We start from the raw sequence: 21,959 nt of genomic DNA on the forward strand, positions 1-21,959 counted from the left end.
CCCGGCGCGCGCGCCCCGGCCGGCGGCCGCGGGCGCCGACAGCCCGTACCCGTAGGACCCGTACGCGGAGCCGACGGCCCGTACGCACACCCGCACCGTGGACTGGAGAGGGCGGACGCATGATCTCCGAAGAGCTGAAGGCCGAACTGCTGGACGTGGGCCTGGAGGCCGCGCGGAGGGCCGGAGAACTGCTGCGCGACGGCAGGCCGGCCGATCTGGCGGTGGCGGCGACCAAGAGCAGCCCCATCGACGTGGTCACGGAGATGGACATCGCGGCGGAGAAGCTGATCACCGGCATCCTCGCCGAGCGGCGGCCCCAGGACGGGCTGCTGGGCGAGGAGGGCGCGGACGTCGCGGGGACGAGCGGTGTCCGCTGGGTCGTCGACCCGCTGGACGGCACGGTGAACTACCTGTACGGCCTGCCCGCCTGGAGCGTGTCGATCGCGGCCGAGTACCGGGGCGAGACCGTGGCGGGGGTCGTCGAGGTGCCGCTGCGCGGGGAGACGTTCCACGCGCTGCTCGGCGGCGGGGCCTGGCTCGGCGCCCGGCGGCTCGCCTGCCGGCCGGCGGCCCCGCTGGACCAGGCGCTGGTGGCGACGGGCTTCGCGTACCTCCAGCCGCGGCGGGCCCAGCAGGCGAAGGTCGGGCAGCGGATCATCCCCCTGGTGCGGGACATCCGGCGGGGCGGGTCGGCCGCTGTGGACCTGTGCGACGTGGCCGCCGGGCGGCTGGACGGCTACTACGAGCGCGGGCTGAACCCGTGGGACCTGGCGGCCGGGGACCTGATCGCCCGGGAGGCGGGCGCGGTGACCGGCGGCCGCCCGGGGAAGCCGGCCTCGGGGGAGCTGGCCCTGGCGGCCACTCCCGCGGTCTTCGCCTCGCTCCAGCCCCTCCTGGACGAGGCCGGGGCCTGGCACGACTGACCGCCGGCCGAACCGTCGGCTCCTGCTGCCGTCTCGGCCGGGGCCGCCGGCTGCGGTGCCCGGGCCCGGACATGACGGGACCCCGGCCGCCCTCGGGCGGCCGGGGTCCCGTCATGTCCGGCGGGGGTGCGGCTCAGCAGGCGGGCACGGCGGCCGTGGCCGGGACCCCGTGCTCGGCGACGGTCACCGGGACGCCGTGCTCGGCGGCCAGTCGCTGGAGGTCCTCCAGCTCCGCCTGTTCCACTTCCGCCAGGAAGTCGTCGCCCGCTTCGCGGGCCTGTCGGAGGTCGGTTTGCGTGGTTCGGATGCGCTGCAGGAGACCAGCGGTGAATGCGTCCATGGTTCGCCCCCTCTTCGTGGGTCGGCGGCGGCACGTGGCAGTGCGCCGTCAGGGAGTGGATTGGGGTGTCCTCACGTCTTCCCCGGCCCCGAGCGCCCAGAAACCTCGGGGGGACGGGGAATCCTCACTTCCGTCCCGCCCGCCCCTCCGTGCCCCCCTGCACGCGACGCCTTACAGCCGGTTTACCGCCGAAACGGGCAGGATGGGCGACGCAACACACGTGTGCCCTTCTGGGCTCGGAGGAAGGAAACGACGTGCGCGTACTCGTCGTCGAGGACGAGCAGCTGCTCGCCGATGCGGTGGCCACCGGACTGCGCCGGGAGGCCATGGCCGTGGACGTCGTGTACGACGGCGCCGCAGCCCTTGAGCGCGTCGGAGTGAACGACTACGACGTGGTCGTGCTCGACCGGGACCTCCCGCTCGTGCACGGCGACGACGTCTGCCGGAAGATCGTCGAGCTCGGCATGCCCACCCGCGTGCTGATGCTGACGGCGTCCGGCGACGTCAGCGACCGCGTGGAGGGGCTGGAGCTCGGGGCGGACGACTACCTCCCCAAGCCCTTCGCCTTCACCGAGCTGACCGCCCGCGTGCGGGCGCTCGGGCGGCGTACGACCGTCGCCCTGCCGCCCGTGCTGGAGCGGGCCGGGATCAAGCTGGACCCGAACCGGCGCGAGGTGTTCCGCGAGGGCAGGGAGGTGCAGCTGGCGCCCAAGGAGTTCGCGGTGCTGGAGGTCCTCATGCGCAGCGAGGGGACCGTCGTCTCCGCGGAGCAGCTCCTGGAGAAGGCCTGGGACGAGAACACGGACCCCTTCACCAACGTCGTGCGGGTCACGGTCATGACCCTGCGGCGCAAGCTGGGCGAGCCGCCGGTCATCGTGACCGTACCCGGTTCCGGATACCGGATCTGATGCGCGTGGCAGCCAGTCCGGCGCCACCGCCCGCGCCGCCGAAACCGACCTGGGACCCCGGCCAGCCCGAGGGTCCCTTCCCGTGGCTGCGGCCGACCATCCGCATACGCCTCACGCTGCTCTACGGCGGGATGTTCCTGATCGCCGGCATCCTGCTGCTGTCGATCATCTACCTGTTGGCGGCGCAGGCCCTGCGGGAGGGCAACGCGCTGCCGTTCCAGATCGTCGGCGGCGAGCAGGTGAAGGTCTCCAGCAACACCTGCCCGGGCGTGGTGGGCATCGAGCAGACCCACAGCCAGTTCAACGCCGCCATCAACCAGTGCGTCCTGGAACAGCGCCGGCACGCGCTGGACGACCTGCTGAGCCGGTCGCTGATGGCCCTGCTGGGCCTGAGCATCATCGCCTTCGCCTTCGGCTACGCGATGGCCGGCCGGGTGCTCTCGCCCCTGGGCAAGATCACCCGTACCGCCCGCCGGGTGGTCGGCTCCGACCTGACCCGGCGGATCGAACTGGACGGGCCGGACGACGAGCTCAAGGAGCTGGCCGACACCTTCGACGAGATGCTCGACCGGCTGGAGCGGGCCTTCACCGCGCAGCAGCGCTTCGTGGCGAACGCCTCGCACGAGCTGCGCACGCCGCTGGCGATCAACCGGACCCTGCTGGAGGTGCACCTCTCCGATCCGGGGGCCCCGGTGGAGCTCCAGCAGCTCGGGAAGACCCTCCTGGCCACCAACGAGCGCAGCGAGCAGCTGGTCGAGGGCCTGCTGCTGCTGGCCCGGAGCGAGAACCAGATCGTCGAGCGCAAGCCCGTGGACCTGGCGGAGGTCGCCTCGCGCGCCCTCGACCAGGCCCGGGCGGAGGCCGAGGCGAAGGGCGTGGAGATCCGCGGCGAGCGCGCACTGGCCGTCGTCCAGGGCAACGGCGTGCTGCTGGAGCGGATCGCCCTGAACCTGGTGCAGAACGCCGTCCGGTACAACGTGCCGGAGGGCGGCTGGGTCGAGGTCACGACCGAGGCCCAGCCCGGCCAGGCGGTGCTCCTGGTATCGAACACGGGTCCCGTTGTTCCCGCGTACGAGGTGGACAACCTGTTCGAGCCGTTCAGGCGGCTGCGTACGGAGCGAACGGGCAGCGACAAGGGGGTCGGGCTCGGCCTCTCCATCGCGCGCTCCGTGGCGCGCGCACACGGCGGCAGGATCCAGGCGGTACCCCGGGAAGGCGGTGGCCTCGTGATGCGTGTCACTCTTCCCTTGTGAGACCCCCAGCCCGTGTTCGCTGACGGCTGAACGCGTGGCATGTGCAGCCAGCGGGCCCTGTGTGATCGATCACAGTGTCCGGTGTCCGCCCATGTGCGTTCAGTGACTCCGGGGCGGCCGGAAAGCCCGGGAAGTCCGGGTTTCCGGCCCCCCTGATGGCGGGAAATACACGGGGTGGCGTTTGTGCAAGACGGCCCCCGGACCGTGTACGGTCCCGGTCGTCATCCCAGCCAATCGCACCTCTACGTGGGCGGCTGGGTGTCGATTCAGTAACAGACCTTGATGTGAGGCAAAATCTCCGCCTCAGGTCGGGCACAAGTCCGGCCTCTCGCGCGTTACGTGCGCTGAGACACCGCTAACACCCAGAGGGGGAGAGCGAACAATGGCAACGGACTACGACACCCCACGCAAGACCGACGACGACGTCGACAACGACAGCATTGAAGAGCTGAAGGCCCGGCGTAACGACAAGTCGTCCTCGGCTTCGGACATGGACGAGTTCGACTCGGCCGAGAGCCTGGAGCTTCCCGGTGCGGACCTCTCCAACGAGGAGCTGGCCGTCCGGGTTCTGCCCAAGCAGGCCGACGAGTTCACCTGCATGAGCTGCTTCCTGGTGCACCACCGCAGCCAGCTGGCGCGTGAGAAGAACGGCCAGCCGATCTGTCGCGACTGCGACTGAGAGGCGACGGCCGTGGCTGGCTCCACACCGTTCCGGAAGCGACGCTTCCGGAAATCAGGTGAACCGGCGGAGACGCAGGAGGCGATCACGGGCCCGGAAACGGGTCCTGGGGCTCCCGGCGGCTCCGCCCTTGAGGCGACAGCCGTGCCCGCCGACACCGCCGCGGCGGTGCCGTCGGACACAGGAACCGGCGAGGGAACCCGGCAGCGGTCCGGGGCCCGTCGGCTGCAATCCGTGCGGAACGGTGTACGCAGGGGCGGCGAAGGCGTCAGGGGCGCCGCCCTGTACATCGCCGACCGGATCATCGAGAACGCACCGCGCGTTCCGGTTCGGGACCTCGCGACGCTGCGCGCGCAGTTCCCGGGCCTCGGCCCCGAACAGCTCGCGGACAAGCTGATCTCGGGCGCCGCCAACGCCACCTCCACCGTCGGCGCGGGCGTCGGGGCGGCCGCGATGCTGCCCGTACCGCCCGCCATGATCGCCGAACTGACCGCCGAGGTCACCTGCGTCGCGGCGATCGAACTGAAGCTCCTCGCCGAGCTCCACGAGGTCTACGGCCAGCGGCCGCCCGGCAACCTCAAGGAACGCAGCCTCGCCTACCTGACCGCGTGGACCGAGGAGCGCGGGGTCGACCTGACCAAGCCGACCACGCTCAACGCCGCCCTCGGCGGCCAGATGAAGCGCGAACTGCGCCAGCAGATCACCAAGCGGATGGTCCGCAACCTGCCGAACCTCATCCCGTTCATGGTCGGCGCGGCCGTCGGAGCGGTCATGAACCGCCGCGACACCCGGAAAGTCGCCGAGAAGGTGCGTACGGACCTGCGTGCGCGCGCCGTGCCGTGGGACGCCCTGGCGCAGCTCCCGCCCCTGGAGTCCCCCGCCCAGCCCCTTCCCGAGGCCATCAGGGCCGCACTGGAGCCCCCCGCCCCGGAGGACTGAGGCCCGCCCCCCCCGGAACCGCGCGGGAGCGGCTAGCCCTTGGCCGCGCGGATCGCCGAGGCCAGCGCCTGCGGCTCCCGGGTGGAGACGTACACGTACGGGGTCGGATCCGCCGGGTCGGTCACCTCGACGCGGACCGCGGTGGGCACGTAGCTGCGCATGAACATGAAGGCGCGGGTGTCGGCCTTGTGCGTGCGCCAGGCCGCCGACTCCTCGGCGTCCAGGATTTCGGGCTCCCCGAGTGCCGCCACCGGGATCCGCGCGTCCCCCGCCGCCAGCGAGCCGTTGACCACGCGCACGCGCGCGGAGCCGTACGAGCTCACCGCCAGCCCCGCCAGCGCCGTGCCCCCGACCAGGCCGGCCAGCAGCGCCAGCGAGCCCAGCGGCAGCAGCATCAGCGCGCACGCCAGGCCGATCAGTACGGCGATGACCCACCAGGAGCGGGGGGCGGTCAGGCGTTCGTCGTGGTGCGCGGGGGAGGGCTGCATGCGGCCAAGCCTGCCACGAGGCGACCGGCGGGTGGCCGCGCGGGTAAGGTCTGCGGCTGTGAGTGGACGAAACACAGTGCTGACGCCCCCGGCCGACGCCGCCGCACCGGTCCGGCACCCCGACGCCCCGGCGCCCGGCGAACTCCTCGGTGCGCACTACGAGCACTGCTTCGGCTGTGGCGGGGGCCAGCCGCACGGGCTCCACCTGGAGGCCCGCGCGGGCGAGGGCGTGCGCATCACGGCCGAGTTCACCGTACGCGCCGCCCACCAGGGCGCTCCCGGCCTCGCCCACGGCGGAGTGCTGGCCACCGCGCTCGACGAGACGCTCGGCTCCCTGAACTGGCTGCTGCGCGTCATCGCGGTGACGGGACGGCTGGAGACCGACTTCGTGCGGCCCGTGCCCGTGGGCACCGTGCTGCACCTGGAGGCCGAGGTCACCGCGGTCGCCGGGCGGAAGATCTACTGCACCGCCGTCGGCCGGATAGGCGGCCCGCGGGGCCAGGTCGCCGTGCGCGCCGACGCCCTGTTCATCGAGGTGAAGGTCGACCACTTCATCGACAACGGACGGCCCGAGGAGATCCAGGCGGCCATGGCCGACCCGGACCAGGTCAGGCGCGCACGCGCCTTCGAGGTGAACCCCTGATGTCCCAGAACGACTACGAGCCCCGCCACGACGTCGACGTGCTGATCCGGCGCGTGGACCCCGAGGTGCCGCTCCCCGCCTACGGTCACCCCGGCGACGCCGGCTGCGACCTCGTGACCACCACCGCCGCCGAGCTCGCGCCGGGCGAGCGGACGGTCCTGCCCACCGGGGTGTCCATCGCCCTGCCCGACGGGTACGCGGCGTTCGTGCACCCGCGGTCGGGCCTGGCCGCACGCTGCGGGCTCGCGCTCGTGAATGCCCCGGGGACGGTGGATGCCGGGTACCGTGGGGAGATCAAGGTGATCGTGGTCAATCTCGACCCGCGCGAGAGCGTCCGGTTCGAGCGTTTCGACCGCATTGCCCAGCTGGTTGTCCAGCGGGTCGAGAAGGTGCGCTTCCACGAGGTGGCGGAACTTCCCGGCTCGGCCCGGGCCGAGGGGGGTTTCGGCTCCACCGGCGGTCATGCGGCCGTGGCCGGATCCGGGGCTGGTCAGCAGGGTGGGAATGGCTACGCTTCGGTCGTAACCGACCGGGAAGGACAGTGACGTGTTCGGACGTCGCAAGAAGAACGACTCCGTCCAGGACGGCGGCGCGGCCGAGCAGGTCGTCGACGCCACGGGCGCTGATGAGCGGGACGAGGCCGAGGGTCAGGACGTCGCTGCCGCGCCGCGCCGGATGAACCTGCCGCCCGCCCCGCGCCCCGACGGTCCCTGGGACGCGACCGAGGTGCTCGGCGACCCCGCCGACGGACGCGTCGACCTGGGCGGCATCCTCGTACCCGGTGTCGAGGGCATGGAGCTGCGCGTCGAGGTCGCCGGTGACGCGATCGTGGCCGCGACCGTGGTGCTGGGCGACAGCGCCGTGCAGCTGCAGGCCTTCGCGGCGCCCAAGAAGGAAGGCATCTGGGGCGAGGTCCGCGACGAGATCGCCACGGGCATCACCCAGCAGGGCGGCATCATCGACGAGGCCGAGGGCCCGCTGGGCTGGGAGCTGCGCGCCCAGGTGCCCGTACCGCTGCCCGACGGTCAGACCGGAGCCCAGCTGGTCCGCTTCGTCGGCGTCGACGGACCGCGCTGGTTCCTGCGCGGCGTCATCTCCGGCCAGGGCGCGGTGCGCCCCGAGTCGGCGGGCGTGCTGGAGCAGATCTTCCGGGACACGGTCGTCGTCCGCGGCGACGGTCCGATGGCCCCGCGCGACCCGATCGTCCTGAAGCTGCCGAACGACGCCCAGATGGTGCCGGACGGCGTGCAGACGACGACGGAGGAGCAGGAGGGTTCCCGCTTCGGCGGCGGCATGGGCCAGCTGGAGCGCGGCCCGGAGATCACCGAGGTCCGCTGACCCCGGAGATCACCGAGGTCCGTCGGCCCGGCGCCCCGCGCAGGTACCCGCGCGGGGCGCCGGGCGCAGGGAGCACGACGGCCTTCGGCGCTGGGCCCCACTTCCTCCGGGAGGTGGGGCCCACCGCCGTTCCCGGGCCCCGACGGGTGCGTCAGGGATGCGTCAGGGATGGGCGTGCGGCCCCCCGTCGGTGCGTGAACGGCGCGGACGTCCCAGAGAATGGACGCATGGGACGCGGCAAGCTCAGGATCTATCTCGGCGCGGCGCCCGGCGTGGGCAAGACCTACGCGATGCTCTCCGAGGGCCACCGCAGGGTCGAGCGGGGCGGGGACGTCGTCGTCGGCTTCGTCGAGCACCACGGCCGGCCGCGCACCGAGGTCATGCTGCACGGCCTCGAAGCGGTGGAGCGCAGGGAGCTGGGGCACCGTGGCGCCGCCTTCACCGAGATGGACGTGGACGCGCTGCTCGCCCGCTCGCCCGCCGTGGCGCTCGTGGACGAGCTGGCGCACACCAACGTGCCGGGCTCGCGGAACGCCAAGCGGTGGCAGGACGTGGAGGAGCTGCTCCGGGCCGGGATCGACGTGGTGACCACGGTGAACATCCAGCACCTGGAGTCGCTCGGGGACGTGGTCGAGTCGATCACCGGGGTCCGGCAGCGGGAGACCGTACCGGACGAGGTGGTCCGGCGGGCCGACCAGATCGAGCTCGTCGACATGTCGCCGCAGGCCCTGCGCCGGCGGATGGCGCACGGCAACATATACAAGTCCGACAAGGTCGACGCGGCCCTGTCCAACTACTTCCGCCCCGGGAACCTCACCGCCCTGCGCGAGCTGGCCCTGCTGTGGGTGGCCGACCGGGCCGACGAGTACCTCCAGCAGTACCGGGGCGAGCACGACATCCGCTCGACCTGGCAGGCGCGGGAGCGGATCGTCGTCGGCCTCACCGGCGGCCCCGAGGGCCGCACGCTGATCCGGCGGGCCTCCCGGGTGGCGGCCAAGGGCTCGGGCAGCGAGATCCTCGCCGTCTACATCGCCCGCAGCGACGGGCTCACCGCCGCCTCGCCGAAGGAGCTCGCGGTCCAGCGGACCCTGGTCGAAGACCTCGGCGGAACGTTTCACCACGTGATCGGGGACAACATCCCCGACGCCCTGCTGGAATTCGCCCGCGGGGTCAACGCCACCCAGATCGTGCTCGGCTCGAGCCGCCGCCGTTCCTGGCAGTACGTCTTCGGACCCGGCGTCGGCGCGAGCGTGGCCCGCGACTCGGGTCCCGACCTCGACGTCCACATCGTCACGCACGAGGAGGTCGCCAAGGGGCGCGGCCTGCCAGTGGTCCGCTCGGCGGCCCGGCTCGGACGGCCGCGGATCGTGGCCGGCTGGGTCGTCGGCGTGATCTTCCCCGTCCTGCTCTGCGTCCTGCTGACCCACGTGGACATGGACCCGGGGCTGGCCAACGACATGCTGCTCTTCCTGGCGCTGACGGTCGCCGCCGCCCTGCTCGGCGGACTCTGGCCAGCGCTGGCCTCGGCCGCCTTCGGCTCGCTGCTGCTGAACTACTTCTTCGCGCCGCCGCTGCACCGGTTCACCATCTCCGACCCCAAGAACATCGTGGCCATCGCCGTCTTCTTCGGCGTCGCCGTCTCCGTCGCCTCGGTGGTGGACCTGGCCGCCCGGCGCACCCACCAGGCGGCGCGGCTGCGCGCCGAGTCGGAGATCCTCTCCTTCCTCGCGGGCAGCGTGCTGCGCGGCGAGACCCGGCTGGACGCGCTGTTGGAGCGGGTGCGCGAGACCTTCGCCATGGAGTCCGTCGCCCTGCTGGAGCGGGCAGGCGACGTCGAGCCGTGGAACCGGGCCGGGAGCGTCGGCCCGAACCCGGCCGCCCGCCCCGAGGACGCCGACGTCGACATGCCGATCGGCGACCACATGGCGCTGGCCCTGTCCGGACGCGTGCTGCCCGCCGAGGACCGCCGGGTGCTCGGCGCCTTCGCCGCCCAGGCCGCCGTGGTGCTGGACCGGCAGCGGCTGGTCGGCGAGGCCGAGGAGGCCCGCCGGATGGCCGAGGGCAACCGGATCCGGACCGCGCTGCTGGCCGCCGTCAGCCACGACCTGCGCACGCCGCTGGCCTCCATCAAGGCCTCGGTGACGTCGCTGCGCTCCGACGACGTGGAATGGTCCGAGGAGGACCGGGCCGAGCTGCTGGAGGGCATCGAGGCCGGCGCCGACCGGCTCGACCACCTGGTGGGCAACCTGCTGGACATGTCCCGGCTCCAGACCGGCACCGTCGCCCCGCTGATCCGCGAGATCGACCTCGACGAGGTGGTCCCGATGGCGCTGGGCGGCGTACCGGAGGACAGCGTGCTGCTGGACGTGCCCGAATCGCTGCCCATGGTGGCGGTGGACCCGGGGCTGCTGGAGCGGACCGTGGCCAACGTCGTCGAGAACGCCGTCAAGTACAGCCCGGCGGACCAGCCGGTGCTGGTGGCGGCCAGCTTCCTCGGCGACCGGGTGGAGGTACGGGTCGTCGACCGGGGCCCCGGCGTTCCCGACGAGGCCAAGGACCGGATCTTCGCCCCGTTCCAACGGCACGGCGACGCCCCCCGCGGAGCGGGCGTGGGCCTCGGGCTGGCGGTCGCCCGCGGCTTCGCCGAGGCCATGGACGGCACCCTGGCCGCCGAGGACACCCCGGGAGGCGGACTCACGATGGTGCTCACCCTGCGCGCCGCGGACCGGGGCGGCGGGCCGACGCGCGTCACGGTCGACGGCGAGGGCCGGAGCGTGCGGCCCGGCCACGAGGAGGAGGACGCCCCCGGCGACCACCGGGAGCACGCCCCCGGCATCGGCGCCCATCCCGGCGCCCGTCCCGAACAGGAGCGCGGTCGCGACGACCGTGACCGGACACGACAGAAAGCAGGACCCCGATGACCCGGGTGCTCGTGGTGGAAGACGAGCCGCAGATCGTGCGCGCCCTCGTGATCAACCTGAAGGCGCGCCAGTACGAGGTCGACGCGGCCGTCGACGGCGCGGGCGCCCTGGAGCTCGCGGCCGCCCGCCACCCCGACGTGGTCGTCCTGGACCTGGGCCTGCCCGACATGGACGGGGTCGAGGTGATCAGGGGCCTGCGCGGCTGGACCCGGGTGCCGATCCTGGTCCTGTCCGCCCGGCACAGCTCCGACGAGAAGGTCGAGGCCCTGGACGCGGGTGCCGACGACTACGTCACCAAGCCCTTCGGCATGGACGAGCTGCTGGCCCGGCTGCGGGCCGCCGTACGCCGGGCCGAGCCCGCCGCCGGGGCCGGCGGGGACGAGGTGGTCGTGGAGACCGCGGGCTTCACGGTGGACCTGGCGGCCAAGAAGGCCGTACGGGAAGGACGCGACGTCCGGCTCACGCCCACCGAGTGGCACCTGCTGGAGGTGCTGGTCCGCAACGGTGGCAAGCTCGTCAGCCAGAAGCAGCTGCTCCGGGAGGTCTGGGGACCCTCGTACGGCACCGAGACGAACTACCTGCGCGTGTACATGGCGCAGCTGCGCCGGAAACTGGAGGCGGACCCGTCGCACCCGCGCCACTTCATCACCGAACCCGGCATGGGGTACCGCTTCGAGAGGTAGCCGGGACGCCGGTACGCTTCCTGTATGAGTGCTGAACCGCGTCCCGAGAAGTCCGCGAAGCCGGTCCGGCCCGCGGGCCGGTTCCGCCGGATGATAGAGCGGCTGTCCACCTCGCAGGAGGAGCTGCATTCGGCGGAGCTGCAGGAGGACGCAGAGGCCGCGGGGTGCCTGCGGATCTGCGACTGTTCCGACCGCCAGATAGTCAAGGTGACCGGAACGCTGCGTACGGTCACCCTGCGACCCCGGGCGGGCGTCCCCGCGCTGGAGGCGGAGCTCTTCGACGGCTCCGCCGCGCTCGACGTGGTCTGGCTCGGCCGTCGCTCGATCGTGGGAATCGAGCCGGGCCGCCGCATGATCGCCTCCGGACGCATTGCCATGTCCCATGGCCGTCGGGTGCTCTTCAACCCGAAGTACGAACTCCGACCGCTCGGACAGGAGCACTAACCGGTGACGTCTTTCGACAGACCGACCACCCCAGACCCCGCCTCCTCCGCCCCTTCCGAGGACCAGAAGGCGGTGACGCAGGCGGCGCTCTTCGACGCCTTCGGAGGCATCCGGGGCACCGTGGAGACGATGCTCCCCGGGCTGCTCTTCGTCATGATCTACACGATCAACAAGGACGTGAAGCTGTCCGCCATCGCGGCGGGCGCCGTCGCGGTCCTGCTGGTGATCGTGCGGCTGCTGCGCAAGGACACCGTGAAGCACGCCTTCAGCGGCGTCTTCGGCGTGGGCGTCGGCGTGGCCTTCGCCCTGTTCACGGGCAGCGCGAAGGGCTTCTACCTGCCGGGCATGATCTACGGCGTCGGCCTGGGCGCGGCCTTCACGATCTCGGCGCTGGTCGGCTTCCCGCTGCTGGGCGTGATGCTGGGGCCGGTCTTCAAGGAGAACCTGTCCTGGCGCACCCGCAACCCCGGCCGCAAGAAGGCGTACACCAAGGCCAGCCTGGCGTGGGGCCTGATCTTCCTCGCCAAGTACGCGATCCTCTTCCCGCTGTACTGGTGGGGCGACGCGACGCAGCTGGGCTGGGTCCTGATCGCGCTGAAGCTGCCGCCGATGGTGCTCGCGGTGTACTTCACCTGGGTCTTCCTGGCCAAGGCGCCCCCGCCGATCAACGTGATCGAGGAGTGGGAGGCCGAGGAGCGCGCCGAGAAGGCCGCCAAGGCGGCGAAGGCGGCGGCCAAGGAACCCGGCCTCTGACACGCGGGACACGCGAAGGGGGCGGGACGACCGGTCGGTCGTCCCGCCCCCTTCGTACGTCGTACCCCCGCGGGCGTGCGGAGCTACGGGCGGCGGGCCTGGAGGAGGATCTCCAGCTGCTCCTCACGGGCCTGGGCGGCCACGAACAGCAGCTCGTCACCGGGCTCCAGGGTCTCCTCACCGTGCGGGGTGAGGACCCGGTTGCCCCGGATGATCGTGACCAGCGAGGTGTCCTCGGGCCAGCTGATCTCGCTGATCTGGGTGCCCGCGACCGAGGAGTCGGACGGCAGGGTCAGCTCGACGAGGTTGGCGTCGCCGTGGCTGAAGCGCAGCAGCCGTACGAGGTCGCCGACACTGACGGCCTCCTCGACGAGCGCCGACATCAGGCGCGGTGTGGAGACGGCGACGTCCACGCCCCAGGACTCGTTGAAGAGCCATTCGTTCTTCGGGTTGTTGACGCGGGCCACCACGCGGGGGACCCCGTACTCGGTCTTGGCGAGCAGTGAGACGACGAGGTTGACCTTGTCGTCGCCGGTCGCCGCGATGACCACGTTGCAGCGCTGGAGCGCCGCCTCGTCCAGCGAGGTGATCTCACAGGCGTCGGCCAGCAGCCACTCGGCCTGCGGGACCCGCTCCACCGAGATGGCGGTCGGGGCCTTGTCGACGAGGAGCACCTCGTGGCCGTTCTCCAGCAGTTCGGCCGCGATGGACCGGCCCACCGCGCCCGCCCCGGCGATCGCGACCCTCATGCGTGTGCCTCCTCAGGCCCCTCGGCGAAGGCCGCCTCGACCTTGTCGATCTCGTCCGTGCGCATCATCACGTGGACGAGGTCGCCTTCCTGGAGCACCGTCGCGGACGTCGGCAGCACGGCCTCGCCCAAGCGGGTGAGGAACGCGACGCGGACGCCCGTCTCCTCCTGCAGCTTGCTCACCTTGTGCCCGATCCAGGCCGTGGAGGTGTGCACCTCCGCGAGCTGTACGCCGCCGCTCGGGTCGCGCCACAGCGGCTCGGCGCCCGACGGCAGCAGCCGGCGCAGCATCTGGTCGGCGGTCCACCGCACGGTCGCGACGGTGGGGATGCCGAGGCGCTGGTAGACCTCGGCGCGCTTGGGGTCGTAGATGCGGGCGGCGACGTTCTCGACGCCGAACATCTCCCGGGCCACGCGGGCCGCGATGATGTTGGAATTGTCACCGCTGGAGACGGCCGCGAAAGCGCCCGCGTCCTCGATCCCGGCCTCCCGCAGAGTGTCCTGGTCGAAGCCGACACCGGTGACGCGGCGGCCGCCGAATCCGGCTCCCAGCCGACGGAATGAGGTGGGGTCCTGGTCGACGACCGCGACCGTATGCCCCTGCTGTTCCAGGGTCTGCGCGAGGGCGGAGCCCACTCTTCCGCAGCCCATGATGACGATGTGCACGGCCGTCCTTCCGGCTGTCAGCGCTCGCTGGTTTCCAGCCTCATTGCATGCTCTGGCATAACAGGGTCTCAGACCATGGCCCAAGCTACACACGGGCGGTCACGAGCGGGGCTTCTTGCGGCGCAGTCGGGGAGGAATTGCGGTGGGATCGCGACGTGGGGGGTGGGGGGTTCGTCAGGCCGATTTCGAACGCTTACGATCCTCTCCGTGTCCAAACTGACCGACGTGCCCAAACGGATCCTGATCGGCCGGGCGCTCCGCAGCGACCGGCTCGGAGAAACCCTCCTGCCCAAGCGGGTCGCCCTTCCCGTCTTCGCCTCCGACCCGCTCTCCTCTGTGGCGTACGCCCCGGGCGAGGTGCTGCTGGTCCTGTCGATCGCGGGCGTGTCGGCGTACCACTTCAGTCCCTGGATCGCCCTCGCGGTGGTCGTCCTCATGTTCACCGTCGTGGCCTCCTACCGGCAGAACGTCCACGCCTACCCGAGCGGCGGCGGCGACTACGAGGTGGCGAACACCAACCTCGGGCCCAAGGCCGGCCTCACCGTGGCGAGCGCACTGCTCGTGGACTACGTCCTGACGGTCGCGGTCTCGATCTCCGCCGGTGTCGAGAACCTCGGCTCAGCGGTCGATTTCGTCATCGAGCACAAGGTGCTCTCGGCGACGATCATGATCGTGCTCCTCACGCTGATGAATCTGCGCGGCGTCAAGGAGTCCGGAAAACTCTTCGCCATCCCGACGTACATCTTCGTCGGCGCGGTTTTCATCATGATCGCCTGGGGCGCTTTCCAGGGCATCGTCCTCGACGAGACGATGCGGGCACCCACTGCGGATCTGGAGATCAAACCCGAACACGAGGGACTGGCGGGCTTCGCGCTGGTCTTCCTGCTGTTGCGGGCCTTCTCCTCCGGCTGCGCCGCGCTGACCGGCGTCGAGGCCATCAGCAACGGCGTCCCCGCCTTCCGCAAGCCCAAGAGCAAGAACGCGGCCACGACCCTCGCTCTCATGGGCGGCCTGGCCGTCACCATGTTCTGCGGGATTATCGGCCTGGCCATGGCCACCGACGTGAAGATGGCGGAGAACCCCGCCAGCGACCTGATCGACAACGGCGTCCCGGTCGGCCCCGACTACGTCCAGCACCCGGTGATCTCCCAGGTGGCCGAGGCCGTGTTCGGCAACGGCAGCTTCCTCTTCCTCCTGCTCGCCGCCGCCACCGCGCTGGTCCTCTTCCTGGCCGCCAACACCGCGTACAACGGGTTCCCGCTGCTCGGCTCGATCCTCGCCCAGGACCGCTACCTGCCGCGCCAGCTGCACACCCGCGGCGACCGGCTGGCCTTCTCCAACGGCATCGTGCTCCTCGCCGGCGCCGCGATCCTGCTCGTGTGGGTCTACGACGCGGACTCGACCAAGCTGATCCAGCTCTACATCGTGGGCGTCTTCGTCTCCTTCACCCTGAGCCAGATCGGCATGGTCCGGCACTGGAACCGCCACCTGAAGTCGGAGCGCGACCCGGCCGCCCGCCGCCGGATGCACCGCTCCCGCGCCATCAACACCTTCGGCGCCTTCTTCACCGGCATGGTCCTGGTCGTCGTCCTCGCGACCAAGTTCACCCACGGCGCCTGGGTCGCCCTGCTCGGCATGGTCATCTTCTACGGCACCATGAGTGCGATCCGGAAGCACTACGACCGCGTCTCCGCGGAGATCGCCGCCGCCGACGGACCGAGCGACGACAGCGTGCGGCCCTCGCGGGTCCACTCCATCGTCCTGGTCTCCAAGGTCCACAAGCCCACGCTGCGCGCCCTGGCCTTCGCCAAGCTGACCCGCTCGGACACCCTGGAGGCGCTCAGCATCAGCGTCGACCCGGTCGAGACCAAGGCGCTGCGCACCGAGTGGGACCGGCGCGGGATCAACGTCCCCCTCAAGATCCTCGACTCCCCGTACCGGGAGATCACCCGGCCGGTCGTCGAGTACGTGAAGGGCCTGCGCAGCGAGAACCCGCGCGACGCCGTCAGCGTCTACATCCCCGAGTACGTCGTCGGCCGCTGGTACGAGCACCTGCTGCACAACCAGAGCGCGCTGCGCCTCAAGGGGCGGCTGCTCTTCACCCCCGGCGTGATGGTCACCTCGGTGCCCTACCAGCTGGAGTCCTCCGAGCTGGCCAAGCGGCGGGCCAAGAAGCGCCAGGACTGGAACGCCCCGGGCGCGGTGCGACGGGGACCCGTCGACACCCCGCGGCCGCCGAAGGCGAAGGCGCCGCCGAAGTAGGCGGGGGCGGCCGGGACGGTCCGGGTCTGGGCCCGGGGTCTGGGGCGGGGCCAGGTTCGGGACGGGTTGGCGAACGGCCGGGCGGGATCCACGTAAACTGGTGGGTCGGTCGTCCGGCCGTTCCCTTTCATTTTTGGAGTCTCCCCACCATGACCGAGCAGAACGAGAAGCAGTCACTGGTCGGGGAGGAGTACGAGGTCGAGGTCGGTCCCGTCGCGCACGGCGGCCACTGCATCGCCCGGACCGCCGAGGGCCGGGTCCTGTTCGTCCGCCACACCCTGCCCGGCGAGAGGGTCGTCGCCAAGGTCACCGAGGGCGACGCCGACTCGCGCTTCCTGCGCGCCGACGCGATCACCGTCCTGGACCCCTCCAAGGACCGCACCCCCGCCCCCTGCCCGTACGCCGGCCCCGGCAAGTGCGGCGGCTGCGACTGGCAGCACGCCAAGCCCGGCGCCCAGCGGCGGCTCAAGGGCGAGGTCGTCGCCGAGCAGCTGCTGCGCCTCGCCGGACTCACCCCGGAGCAGGCCGGCTGGGACGGCACGGTCATGCCGGCCGAGGGCGACAAGCTGCCGGCGGGCGAGGTCCCGCAGTGGCGCACCCGGGTGCACTTCGCGATCGACGAGGACGGCAACGCGGGCCTGCGCAAGCACCGTTCGCACGACATCGAGCTCATCGACCACTGCATGATCGCCGCTCCCGGCGTCAGCGAGCTGGGCATCGAGAAGCAGGACTGGCCGCAGATGGCCACGGTCGAGGCCATCGCCGCCTCGGGTTCGAGCGACCGCCAGGTGGTCCTCACCCCCCGGCCCGGCGGCCGCCTCCCGCTCGTGGAGCTGGACAAGCCGGTCTCGGTCCTGCGCGTCGAGGAGAAGGACGGCGGGGTCCACCGGGTCCACGGCCGCCCCTTCGTGCGCGAGCGCGCGGACGGCCGTACGTACCGCGTGGGCATGGGCGGCTTCTGGCAGGTCCACCCCCAGGCCGCCGACACCCTGATCAAGGCCGTCATGCAGGGCCTGATGCCGCGCAAGGGCGAGATGGCCCTCGACCTGTTCTGCGGCGTCGGCATCTTCGCGGGAGCCCTGGCGGAGCGCCTCGGCGAGACGGGCGCCGTCCTCGGCATCGAGTCGACGAAGCGCGCGGTGGAGGACGCCCGGCACAACCTGGAGGACTTCCCCCGGGTCCGCATCGAGCAGGGCAAGGTCGAGCAGATCCTCCCGAAGACGGGGATCACGGAGTGCGACCTGGTCGTCCTGGACCCGCCCCGCGCGGGCGCCGGCAAGCAGACGGTCCGCCAGGTGGCCGGCCTCACCCCGCGCCGCATCGCCTACGTGGCCTGCGACCCGGCGGCGCTGGCGCGCGACCTGGGCTACTTCAAGGAGGCGGGCTACAAGGTCCGCACCCTGCGCGCCTTCGACCTCTTCCCGATGACGCACCACGTGGAGTGCGTGGCCATCCTGGAGCCGGTAGCCAAGGGAGCCTGACCTGCAAGTTTGTCAGTGTGCATTATGTGCACTGTGGGCGTTACGGGCGATGTCTTGACGCAAATTCGACGCTCGTGACGCATGTTCTGACGGATCGCCAGCTCCCTGATCGTGCAGGTCACGCCAGGCGGCAGGTCTGTATCCCGGGACTTGGCATTACGAAGCCTTGACTGTTCGCTGCCATGGGTGGCCACCGCCCATGGCAGCGGCAACTGTCTGCGAGCACCGCTGGATGCCGAGGAATGGGCGCAGATGGCTACTTTCAGCAGCCGGGGCCGTAGGGGCTCAAGCCGTGAAGGAACGGCTTCAGATCATCGGCGCGAGGTTCAGGGAAGTCCGGCATGCCCAGCGTCCCGCTGAGTGGGTTCAGGCGTCGTACATGGCCGTCGGCCCAAGCGATCCAGGCCTCGGCGCCATCACTCTCCGGTCCGGCGGGCAGTGTCGCTGCGTGGCGGCGGAGAGCGTTGACGTATTCGGTCAGGCCCGCTCCGTGCCGCCATGCCTTTTCTTGCGCTTCGAGGTACTGAACGCGGAATGCCTCTGCGTAGTGGATCTGCGCTTGGCGCATCGCAGCTTCCCATTGCAGCCGCTTTTGTCGTGCTGCTTCCAGATCAGCCAGCCGCTTGCGTTCCGCGGCTTCATCTCGGAGCCCGACTTACTGCACGATTCGGCGAGTTGCTCTTCAAGGGGCGCACAGCTGTGTCAACCCACTCGCTGGCCCGATGTGGCTGGCCGCCGCTGAGGACGATCTGTAGCCGATCGGCAGGGGAGTAGTCGAACCGCGGGAGCGTGCCCCATGAATGCTTCTTGGCTTCTGCTAGTTCCCTCTCAGTGGCTATGTGATCTGCGCGGTCCTGCTCCTGAAGGACCAGGAAGTCGCACGTCTGTCCTTGAGCGGTGATCGTGAAGTGCGGAGCGGCACTTCGCCGCCGATGCTGGGGTGGCGCACCGTGAGTCGGCCCGATCTTGCTGACGTGCCCCTGCTTCTGCGTTGCCAAAATAAGGGCTTGAACAAACTGTCTCTTCCTGGCCCTGGACGAATCCGGGCTACTCGATGCGGCCGGGCTGCTGCTTCAGTGGTCGCGGGGATGGGTCGAGCCCGTGATCGCCCCTCCCGAGCCGCGACACATCGTCGCGCAGCAATTGATTGCTCTCTGTCTGCAGGAGCACAGGGTTGGCGAGAACCTGTGGCAGGAGTGGTGGAACGGTCTCGGACCCTTCGGTAGCGCTGCAGAACCGATCGCGCGACACCTGGTCGACGAGGGATATCTGGACATGGACGGGGGCTCCTGTTCATCGGTCCCGAGGCCGAACGGTGTTTTGGGCACCGCCATTTCATGCACCTCACGGCAGTTTTCACTGCGCCTCCGTAATTCACTGTGCTGCACGGCCGCTCGGAGATCGGTCGAACCGATCCCAGCCTGCTCACCGCGCGGGTGAATGGGCCGCGCCGCCTGTTGCTCGGCGGACGGAGCTGGCTTGTCACGTACATCGACTGGAGGCGAAAACGCTGCTTCGCGGAACCTGTGGACGGGGGAGGGAAAGCGAAGTGGAGCAGCGCTGGATTCGGCGCCGGAGCATCGTTCGAAGTGTCGCGGGCGGTGCTCGAAGTGCTGCTGGGCGCAGATCCGCCCGTCAAACTCACCCAGCGGGCGGTCCGGTCTCTGAGTGAAGCGCGTGGGCATTTCCTGGAACGAGTACATCCGAGAGGCACGCTCGTCATCCGGGATGCCGATGGTCGCATGCGCTGGTGGACGTGGGCGGGGCACCGGGCCAACGCCACACTGGCGGCCACCCTCGATCAGGTGGCGGTACCGGGCCAGCGCATCAATGATCACTGGATCCGGCTGCGTGAGGACGTGACGCCGGCGTCCTGGAGAGTCTCACCACAGGAGCGGCGGACCGGCTCTGCCTTCCAGCGGTCGATGAGCGAGCCGTACGAGGCCTGAAGTTCGCGGCGGCGCTGCCGTCGAGGCTGGCGGAAGCGACGCTCTCCGCCCGGCTGGCCGACCTGGGCCCTGCGGTCACCGTCGTGGCCGAACCCGTGCGATTCGTCTCGATTGCCGGGCCCTGAGGCGCACGTGCATTCAGTGCCCGAGGGGGACCGAAGGGCTACGGGGCGCAGGTGGTGCTGCGTGACTCGGACACCTTGATCCAGCCACGATCGCCGTAGTTCCGGCCGACAGCCGTGGTGACGTTTCTCGGCAAGGCCAGGTCTTACCTAAGATCACCACAACCGAATTGCGGCCCGACGGGCTTCCTGAACAGGACATGCCCCCACCCGCACGAGTCACTCGTGCCCTGGGGGAACCACCTCGTGTCCATGCTCCTTCTGAGACTGTCGGCGCAGGATCTGCTCACTCTCGACTCGCGGGACCGGATGGTTCCCCATCTTGCCGCGCGATGGCGGTACTTCCGCGGCGCCGATGCCTCGGAGTCGGAGCGTTCCGCGTGGGCGGAGAGTCTGGTGAGCCTCGCGAACGACCTGGTCGGGGCGGGGCGCGGGAACGTGGAGATGATCGTCGAGTGTGCGGCCACCCTCGACGAGGCGGTCTGCCCTGGTGATCCCCGCCTCATCGACGTCGTTTTGGTGGGGCGTCATCCAGAGCGCCACGTTCCTTCCGTGCAGTTGGTCGAACTGAAACGTTGGTCGACGGTGAGCCGGGTGGAACGGGCGGCGGCGGGCCTTCTCCATGTGCCGGGCATCAAGGGAGAGAAGAAGCATCCGGCGCTGCAATTGGGTTCGAACTACGAGGCGTTCACAGGTCCTCGTGGTCCGTTCCAAGGCGCCGACTTCGAGTGCGGTGGTTTCGCCTACCTGCACAACGCCACCGACGAATCCGTCCGTACCCTGATCGACGTGGACGCGCCGACAGGGTCCTACGCCCGCGTGTACACGCGGGACCGACGCGAACAGTTGCTGTCCGACTTCCGAACGAACTTCGCGGAGGAAGGCGCGGCCTCCATGGCCGAGATGATGCTGCAGGGCATGGGCCTGTGCAACACCCCGTTGCTCGATGCCATGATCTGGTCCCGCGGAGCCGACACCGTCTTCACTCTGCGCGGCCGGCAGAAGAAGGTCGCGGACCAAGTTATGGAGACTGCTTCCAGAGTTCTGCCAGATCCTCGGCATCCCGCCCTGGTGCCGGACGGGCGGCGCGTGGTCTTTCTCGTGACGGGTGGGGCGGGCACGGGGAAGAGCGCGATCGGTCTGCAGATCAAGGCAGAGCTGGAGGCCCAAGGCCGGACGGTCAAATATGCAAGTGGCAGCCGAGCCTTCAACGGTGCCCTTCAAGAACATGTCGGCTACGGGGACCGCCAGTTCAAGGAGTCATTCACCTACTTCAGTAGCTTCGTCGCCCCACCCGACCCGCTCTTGGACGTGCTGATCTGCGACGAGGCGCACCGTCTCAGAGACCGGTCGACCAGCCGATTCTGGAAACCCGAGGACCAGGGCACGGGTCCACAGGTCGACGAACTCCTCGCGGCGTCCCGCCTGACGGTGTTCTTCCTGGACGAGGGGCAGTCCGTGAGGCCGAACGAGGTCGGAACCGTCGATCTGATTCAGGACGCGGCCGAACGGCACGAGGCGCTCGTCATTTCGTACAAGTTGAGGGAGCAGTTCCGATGCGGCGGCAGTGACGCCTACGTCCGTTGGGTGAAGGCGCTGCTCGGAGTCACGAGCGACGAGCCCGGGAATTGGCGTCCCGACGGACTGATGCACATCGAGGTGGCGGACACTCCGGAGGAGCTCGAACAGATCATTCGCACGGAGGCACTTGCCGGCGCGTCCGCGCGCATGGTCGCCGGCTACTGCTGGCCGTGGACGAAGCCGCTCGGCAAGGAACGACGGCTGGAGGCCGACGTCCGCATCGGTGAGTGGCATCGGCCGTGGAACGCGGACAGTGAAAGTTTCTGTGAGGACGAGGCACCGCCGTCGAAGATCTGGTCCGTGCACGAGAACGGCCTCGGTCAGATCGGCTGTGTGTACACCGCACAGGGCCTCGAATGGGACTGGTGCGGTGTGATCATGGGCGAGGACATGGTGCGCCGAGGAAACCGGTGGGTGTTCCGACGGGGCAAAGAACTCAAGACGGAGGAGCCGGGCATCAGGCGGGTCGCAGAGCCGGGTTCGTTCGACCCGAAGGTGAAGGCCGGCAGCGTCGACGACGACGGTTTCGCGCGCCTTGTCCGGCACGCCTACCACGTGCTGATGACCCGGGCCAGTCGTGCCACGGTGCTCTACTCCACGGACAAGGAAACCCGCGACTATCTCAAGGGACTCGTCGGGAAGGTCGAAATCCACGGCTTGCGTCCCACCTGGAAGAATCTGCCGGTCGAGGCACGCAAGCCGCATCTGCCCCGGCCCGGCCGGGGTCGAGGACGAGGCAAGAACAAGGGGAGAGGTCAAAAGGCCGCGGGGCAGCAGGCCCCTGACATGACGCTGTTCTGACGACAGCTGTCGTCAGAAGTGAGGCGGCGGGCTCGCC

The 21,959-nt window shown here is 70.4% G+C and carries 20 protein-coding genes and 1 pseudogene; 16 read left to right on the forward strand and 5 right to left on the reverse strand.

Annotation, left to right across the window (positions count from 1 at the left end; translation table 11 throughout):
• Nucleotides 1-119: 119 nt before the first annotated feature.
• Nucleotides 120-923 (forward strand): inositol monophosphatase family protein, encoded by an 804-nt coding sequence (locus ACFWW8_RS21100; protein ID WP_386530469.1) that lies wholly within the window; start codon nt 120-122, stop codon nt 921-923.
• 133 nt (nt 924-1,056) lie between these two features.
• Here the strand turns inward: ACFWW8_RS21100 and ACFWW8_RS21105 are convergent, their stop codons facing one another.
• On the reverse strand, nt 1,057-1,263 hold the full coding sequence (locus tag ACFWW8_RS21105; RefSeq protein ID WP_386530470.1) for a hypothetical protein: 207 nt from the start codon (nt 1,261-1,263) through the stop codon (nt 1,057-1,059).
• Nucleotides 1,264-1,517: 254 nt separating this feature from the next.
• Here ACFWW8_RS21105 and ACFWW8_RS21110 point away from each other — a divergent pair, with 254 nt between their 5' ends.
• The 4 genes from ACFWW8_RS21110 (at nt 1,518) to ACFWW8_RS21125 (ending at nt 5,042) form a co-directional block, all read left to right on the forward strand.
• A complete protein-coding gene (locus ACFWW8_RS21110) occupies nt 1,518-2,171 on the forward strand; it encodes a response regulator transcription factor (RefSeq protein ID WP_030036265.1) in 654 nt (217 codons plus the stop codon).
• Between the two features lie 5 nt (nt 2,172-2,176).
• Complete coding sequence (locus ACFWW8_RS21115; RefSeq protein WP_386530471.1) at nt 2,177-3,424, forward strand: sensor histidine kinase; 1,248 nt, start codon at nt 2,177-2,179, stop codon at nt 3,422-3,424.
• A 382-nt stretch (nt 3,425-3,806) separates the two neighbouring features.
• A complete protein-coding gene (locus tag ACFWW8_RS21120) occupies nt 3,807-4,103 on the forward strand; it encodes a DUF4193 domain-containing protein (protein ID WP_267723728.1) in 297 nt (98 codons plus the stop codon).
• 12 nt (nt 4,104-4,115) lie between these two features.
• A complete protein-coding gene (locus ACFWW8_RS21125; RefSeq protein WP_386530472.1) occupies nt 4,116-5,042 on the forward strand; it encodes a hypothetical protein in 927 nt (308 codons plus the stop codon).
• A gap of 32 nt (nt 5,043-5,074) precedes the next feature.
• Here the strand turns inward: ACFWW8_RS21125 and ACFWW8_RS21130 are convergent, their stop codons facing one another.
• Nucleotides 5,075-5,530, reverse strand: a complete 456-nt coding sequence (locus ACFWW8_RS21130; RefSeq protein ID WP_386530473.1) for a DUF3093 domain-containing protein — start codon at nt 5,528-5,530, stop codon at nt 5,075-5,077.
• 58 nt (nt 5,531-5,588) lie between these two features.
• Here ACFWW8_RS21130 and ACFWW8_RS21135 point away from each other — a divergent pair, with 58 nt between their 5' ends.
• The 7 genes from ACFWW8_RS21135 to ACFWW8_RS21165 all read left to right on the forward strand — a co-directional run bounded on the left by ACFWW8_RS21135 (nt 5,589) and on the right by ACFWW8_RS21165 (nt 12,312).
• Nucleotides 5,589-6,173 carry a PaaI family thioesterase gene (locus ACFWW8_RS21135; RefSeq protein ID WP_386530474.1) on the forward strand — a complete coding sequence of 195 codons (585 nt, stop codon included), beginning with the start codon at nt 5,589-5,591 and terminating at the stop codon, nt 6,171-6,173.
• A complete protein-coding gene (gene dut / locus ACFWW8_RS21140) occupies nt 6,173-6,718 on the forward strand; it encodes a dUTP diphosphatase (RefSeq protein ID WP_386530475.1) in 546 nt (181 codons plus the stop codon). The genes ACFWW8_RS21135 and dut overlap by 1 nt, the downstream gene beginning before the upstream one ends.
• 1 nt (nt 6,719) lies before the next feature.
• Nucleotides 6,720-7,511, forward strand: coding sequence for a DUF3710 domain-containing protein (locus ACFWW8_RS21145; RefSeq protein WP_386530476.1), 792 nt, complete (start codon nt 6,720-6,722; stop codon nt 7,509-7,511).
• 227 nt (nt 7,512-7,738) lie between these two features.
• Entirely contained in the window at nt 7,739-10,432 is a 2,694-nt protein-coding gene (locus tag ACFWW8_RS21150) for a DUF4118 domain-containing protein (RefSeq protein WP_386530477.1), read from the forward strand.
• On the forward strand, nt 10,429-11,115 hold the full coding sequence (locus tag ACFWW8_RS21155; RefSeq protein WP_386530478.1) for a response regulator: 687 nt from the start codon (nt 10,429-10,431) through the stop codon (nt 11,113-11,115). The genes ACFWW8_RS21150 and ACFWW8_RS21155 overlap by 4 nt, the downstream gene beginning before the upstream one ends.
• 24 nt (nt 11,116-11,139) lie before the next feature.
• Nucleotides 11,140-11,559, forward strand: coding sequence for an OB-fold nucleic acid binding domain-containing protein (locus ACFWW8_RS21160; RefSeq protein WP_386530479.1), 420 nt, complete (start codon nt 11,140-11,142; stop codon nt 11,557-11,559).
• A gap of 3 nt (nt 11,560-11,562) precedes the next feature.
• Nucleotides 11,563-12,312: a DUF3159 domain-containing protein gene (locus tag ACFWW8_RS21165; protein WP_386530480.1), complete on the forward strand. Its 750-nt coding sequence runs from the start codon at nt 11,563-11,565 to the stop codon at nt 12,310-12,312.
• A gap of 83 nt (nt 12,313-12,395) precedes the next feature.
• On the opposite strand, the gene ACFWW8_RS21170 is transcribed toward ACFWW8_RS21165, so the two are convergent.
• Nucleotides 12,396-13,061 (reverse strand): potassium channel family protein, encoded by a 666-nt coding sequence (locus ACFWW8_RS21170; protein ID WP_386530481.1) that lies wholly within the window; start codon nt 13,059-13,061, stop codon nt 12,396-12,398.
• Nucleotides 13,058-13,726, reverse strand: a complete 669-nt coding sequence (locus tag ACFWW8_RS21175) for a potassium channel family protein (protein ID WP_386530482.1) — start codon at nt 13,724-13,726, stop codon at nt 13,058-13,060. Before ACFWW8_RS21175 ends, ACFWW8_RS21170 begins: the two co-directional genes overlap by 4 nt.
• A gap of 207 nt (nt 13,727-13,933) precedes the next feature.
• On the opposite strand from ACFWW8_RS21175, the gene ACFWW8_RS21180 reads away from it, so the two are divergent.
• Both ACFWW8_RS21180 and ACFWW8_RS21185 read left to right on the forward strand, forming a co-directional pair.
• The gene (locus tag ACFWW8_RS21180; RefSeq protein ID WP_386530483.1) at nt 13,934-15,988 is read left to right on the forward strand and encodes an APC family permease; all 2,055 of its coding nucleotides are present in this window, start codon (nt 13,934-13,936) and stop codon (nt 15,986-15,988) included.
• A 149-nt stretch (nt 15,989-16,137) separates the two neighbouring features.
• Nucleotides 16,138-17,469 (forward strand): class I SAM-dependent RNA methyltransferase, encoded by a 1,332-nt coding sequence (locus tag ACFWW8_RS21185; protein WP_386530484.1) that lies wholly within the window; start codon nt 16,138-16,140, stop codon nt 17,467-17,469.
• A 262-nt stretch (nt 17,470-17,731) separates the two neighbouring features.
• Here ACFWW8_RS21185 and ACFWW8_RS21190 read toward each other — a convergent pair whose 3' ends face one another.
• A complete protein-coding gene (locus ACFWW8_RS21190) occupies nt 17,732-18,037 on the reverse strand; it encodes a hypothetical protein (RefSeq protein WP_386530485.1) in 306 nt (101 codons plus the stop codon).
• A gap of 446 nt (nt 18,038-18,483) precedes the next feature.
• On the opposite strand from ACFWW8_RS21190, the pseudogene ACFWW8_RS21195 reads away from it, so the two are divergent.
• A pseudogene (locus tag ACFWW8_RS21195) lies at nt 18,484-19,543 on the forward strand (ATP-dependent helicase); the annotation flags it as partial.
• A 249-nt stretch (nt 19,544-19,792) separates the two neighbouring features.
• Nucleotides 19,793-21,922, forward strand: a complete 2,130-nt coding sequence (locus ACFWW8_RS21200) for a DUF2075 domain-containing protein (RefSeq protein ID WP_386530576.1) — start codon at nt 19,793-19,795, stop codon at nt 21,920-21,922.
• Nucleotides 21,923-21,959 lie beyond the last annotated feature (37 nt).

Origin of the sequence: Streptomyces sp. NPDC058701 (assembly GCF_042715295.1) — a bacterium.
Taxonomy (GTDB): Bacteria; Actinomycetota; Actinomycetes; order Streptomycetales; family Streptomycetaceae; genus Streptomyces.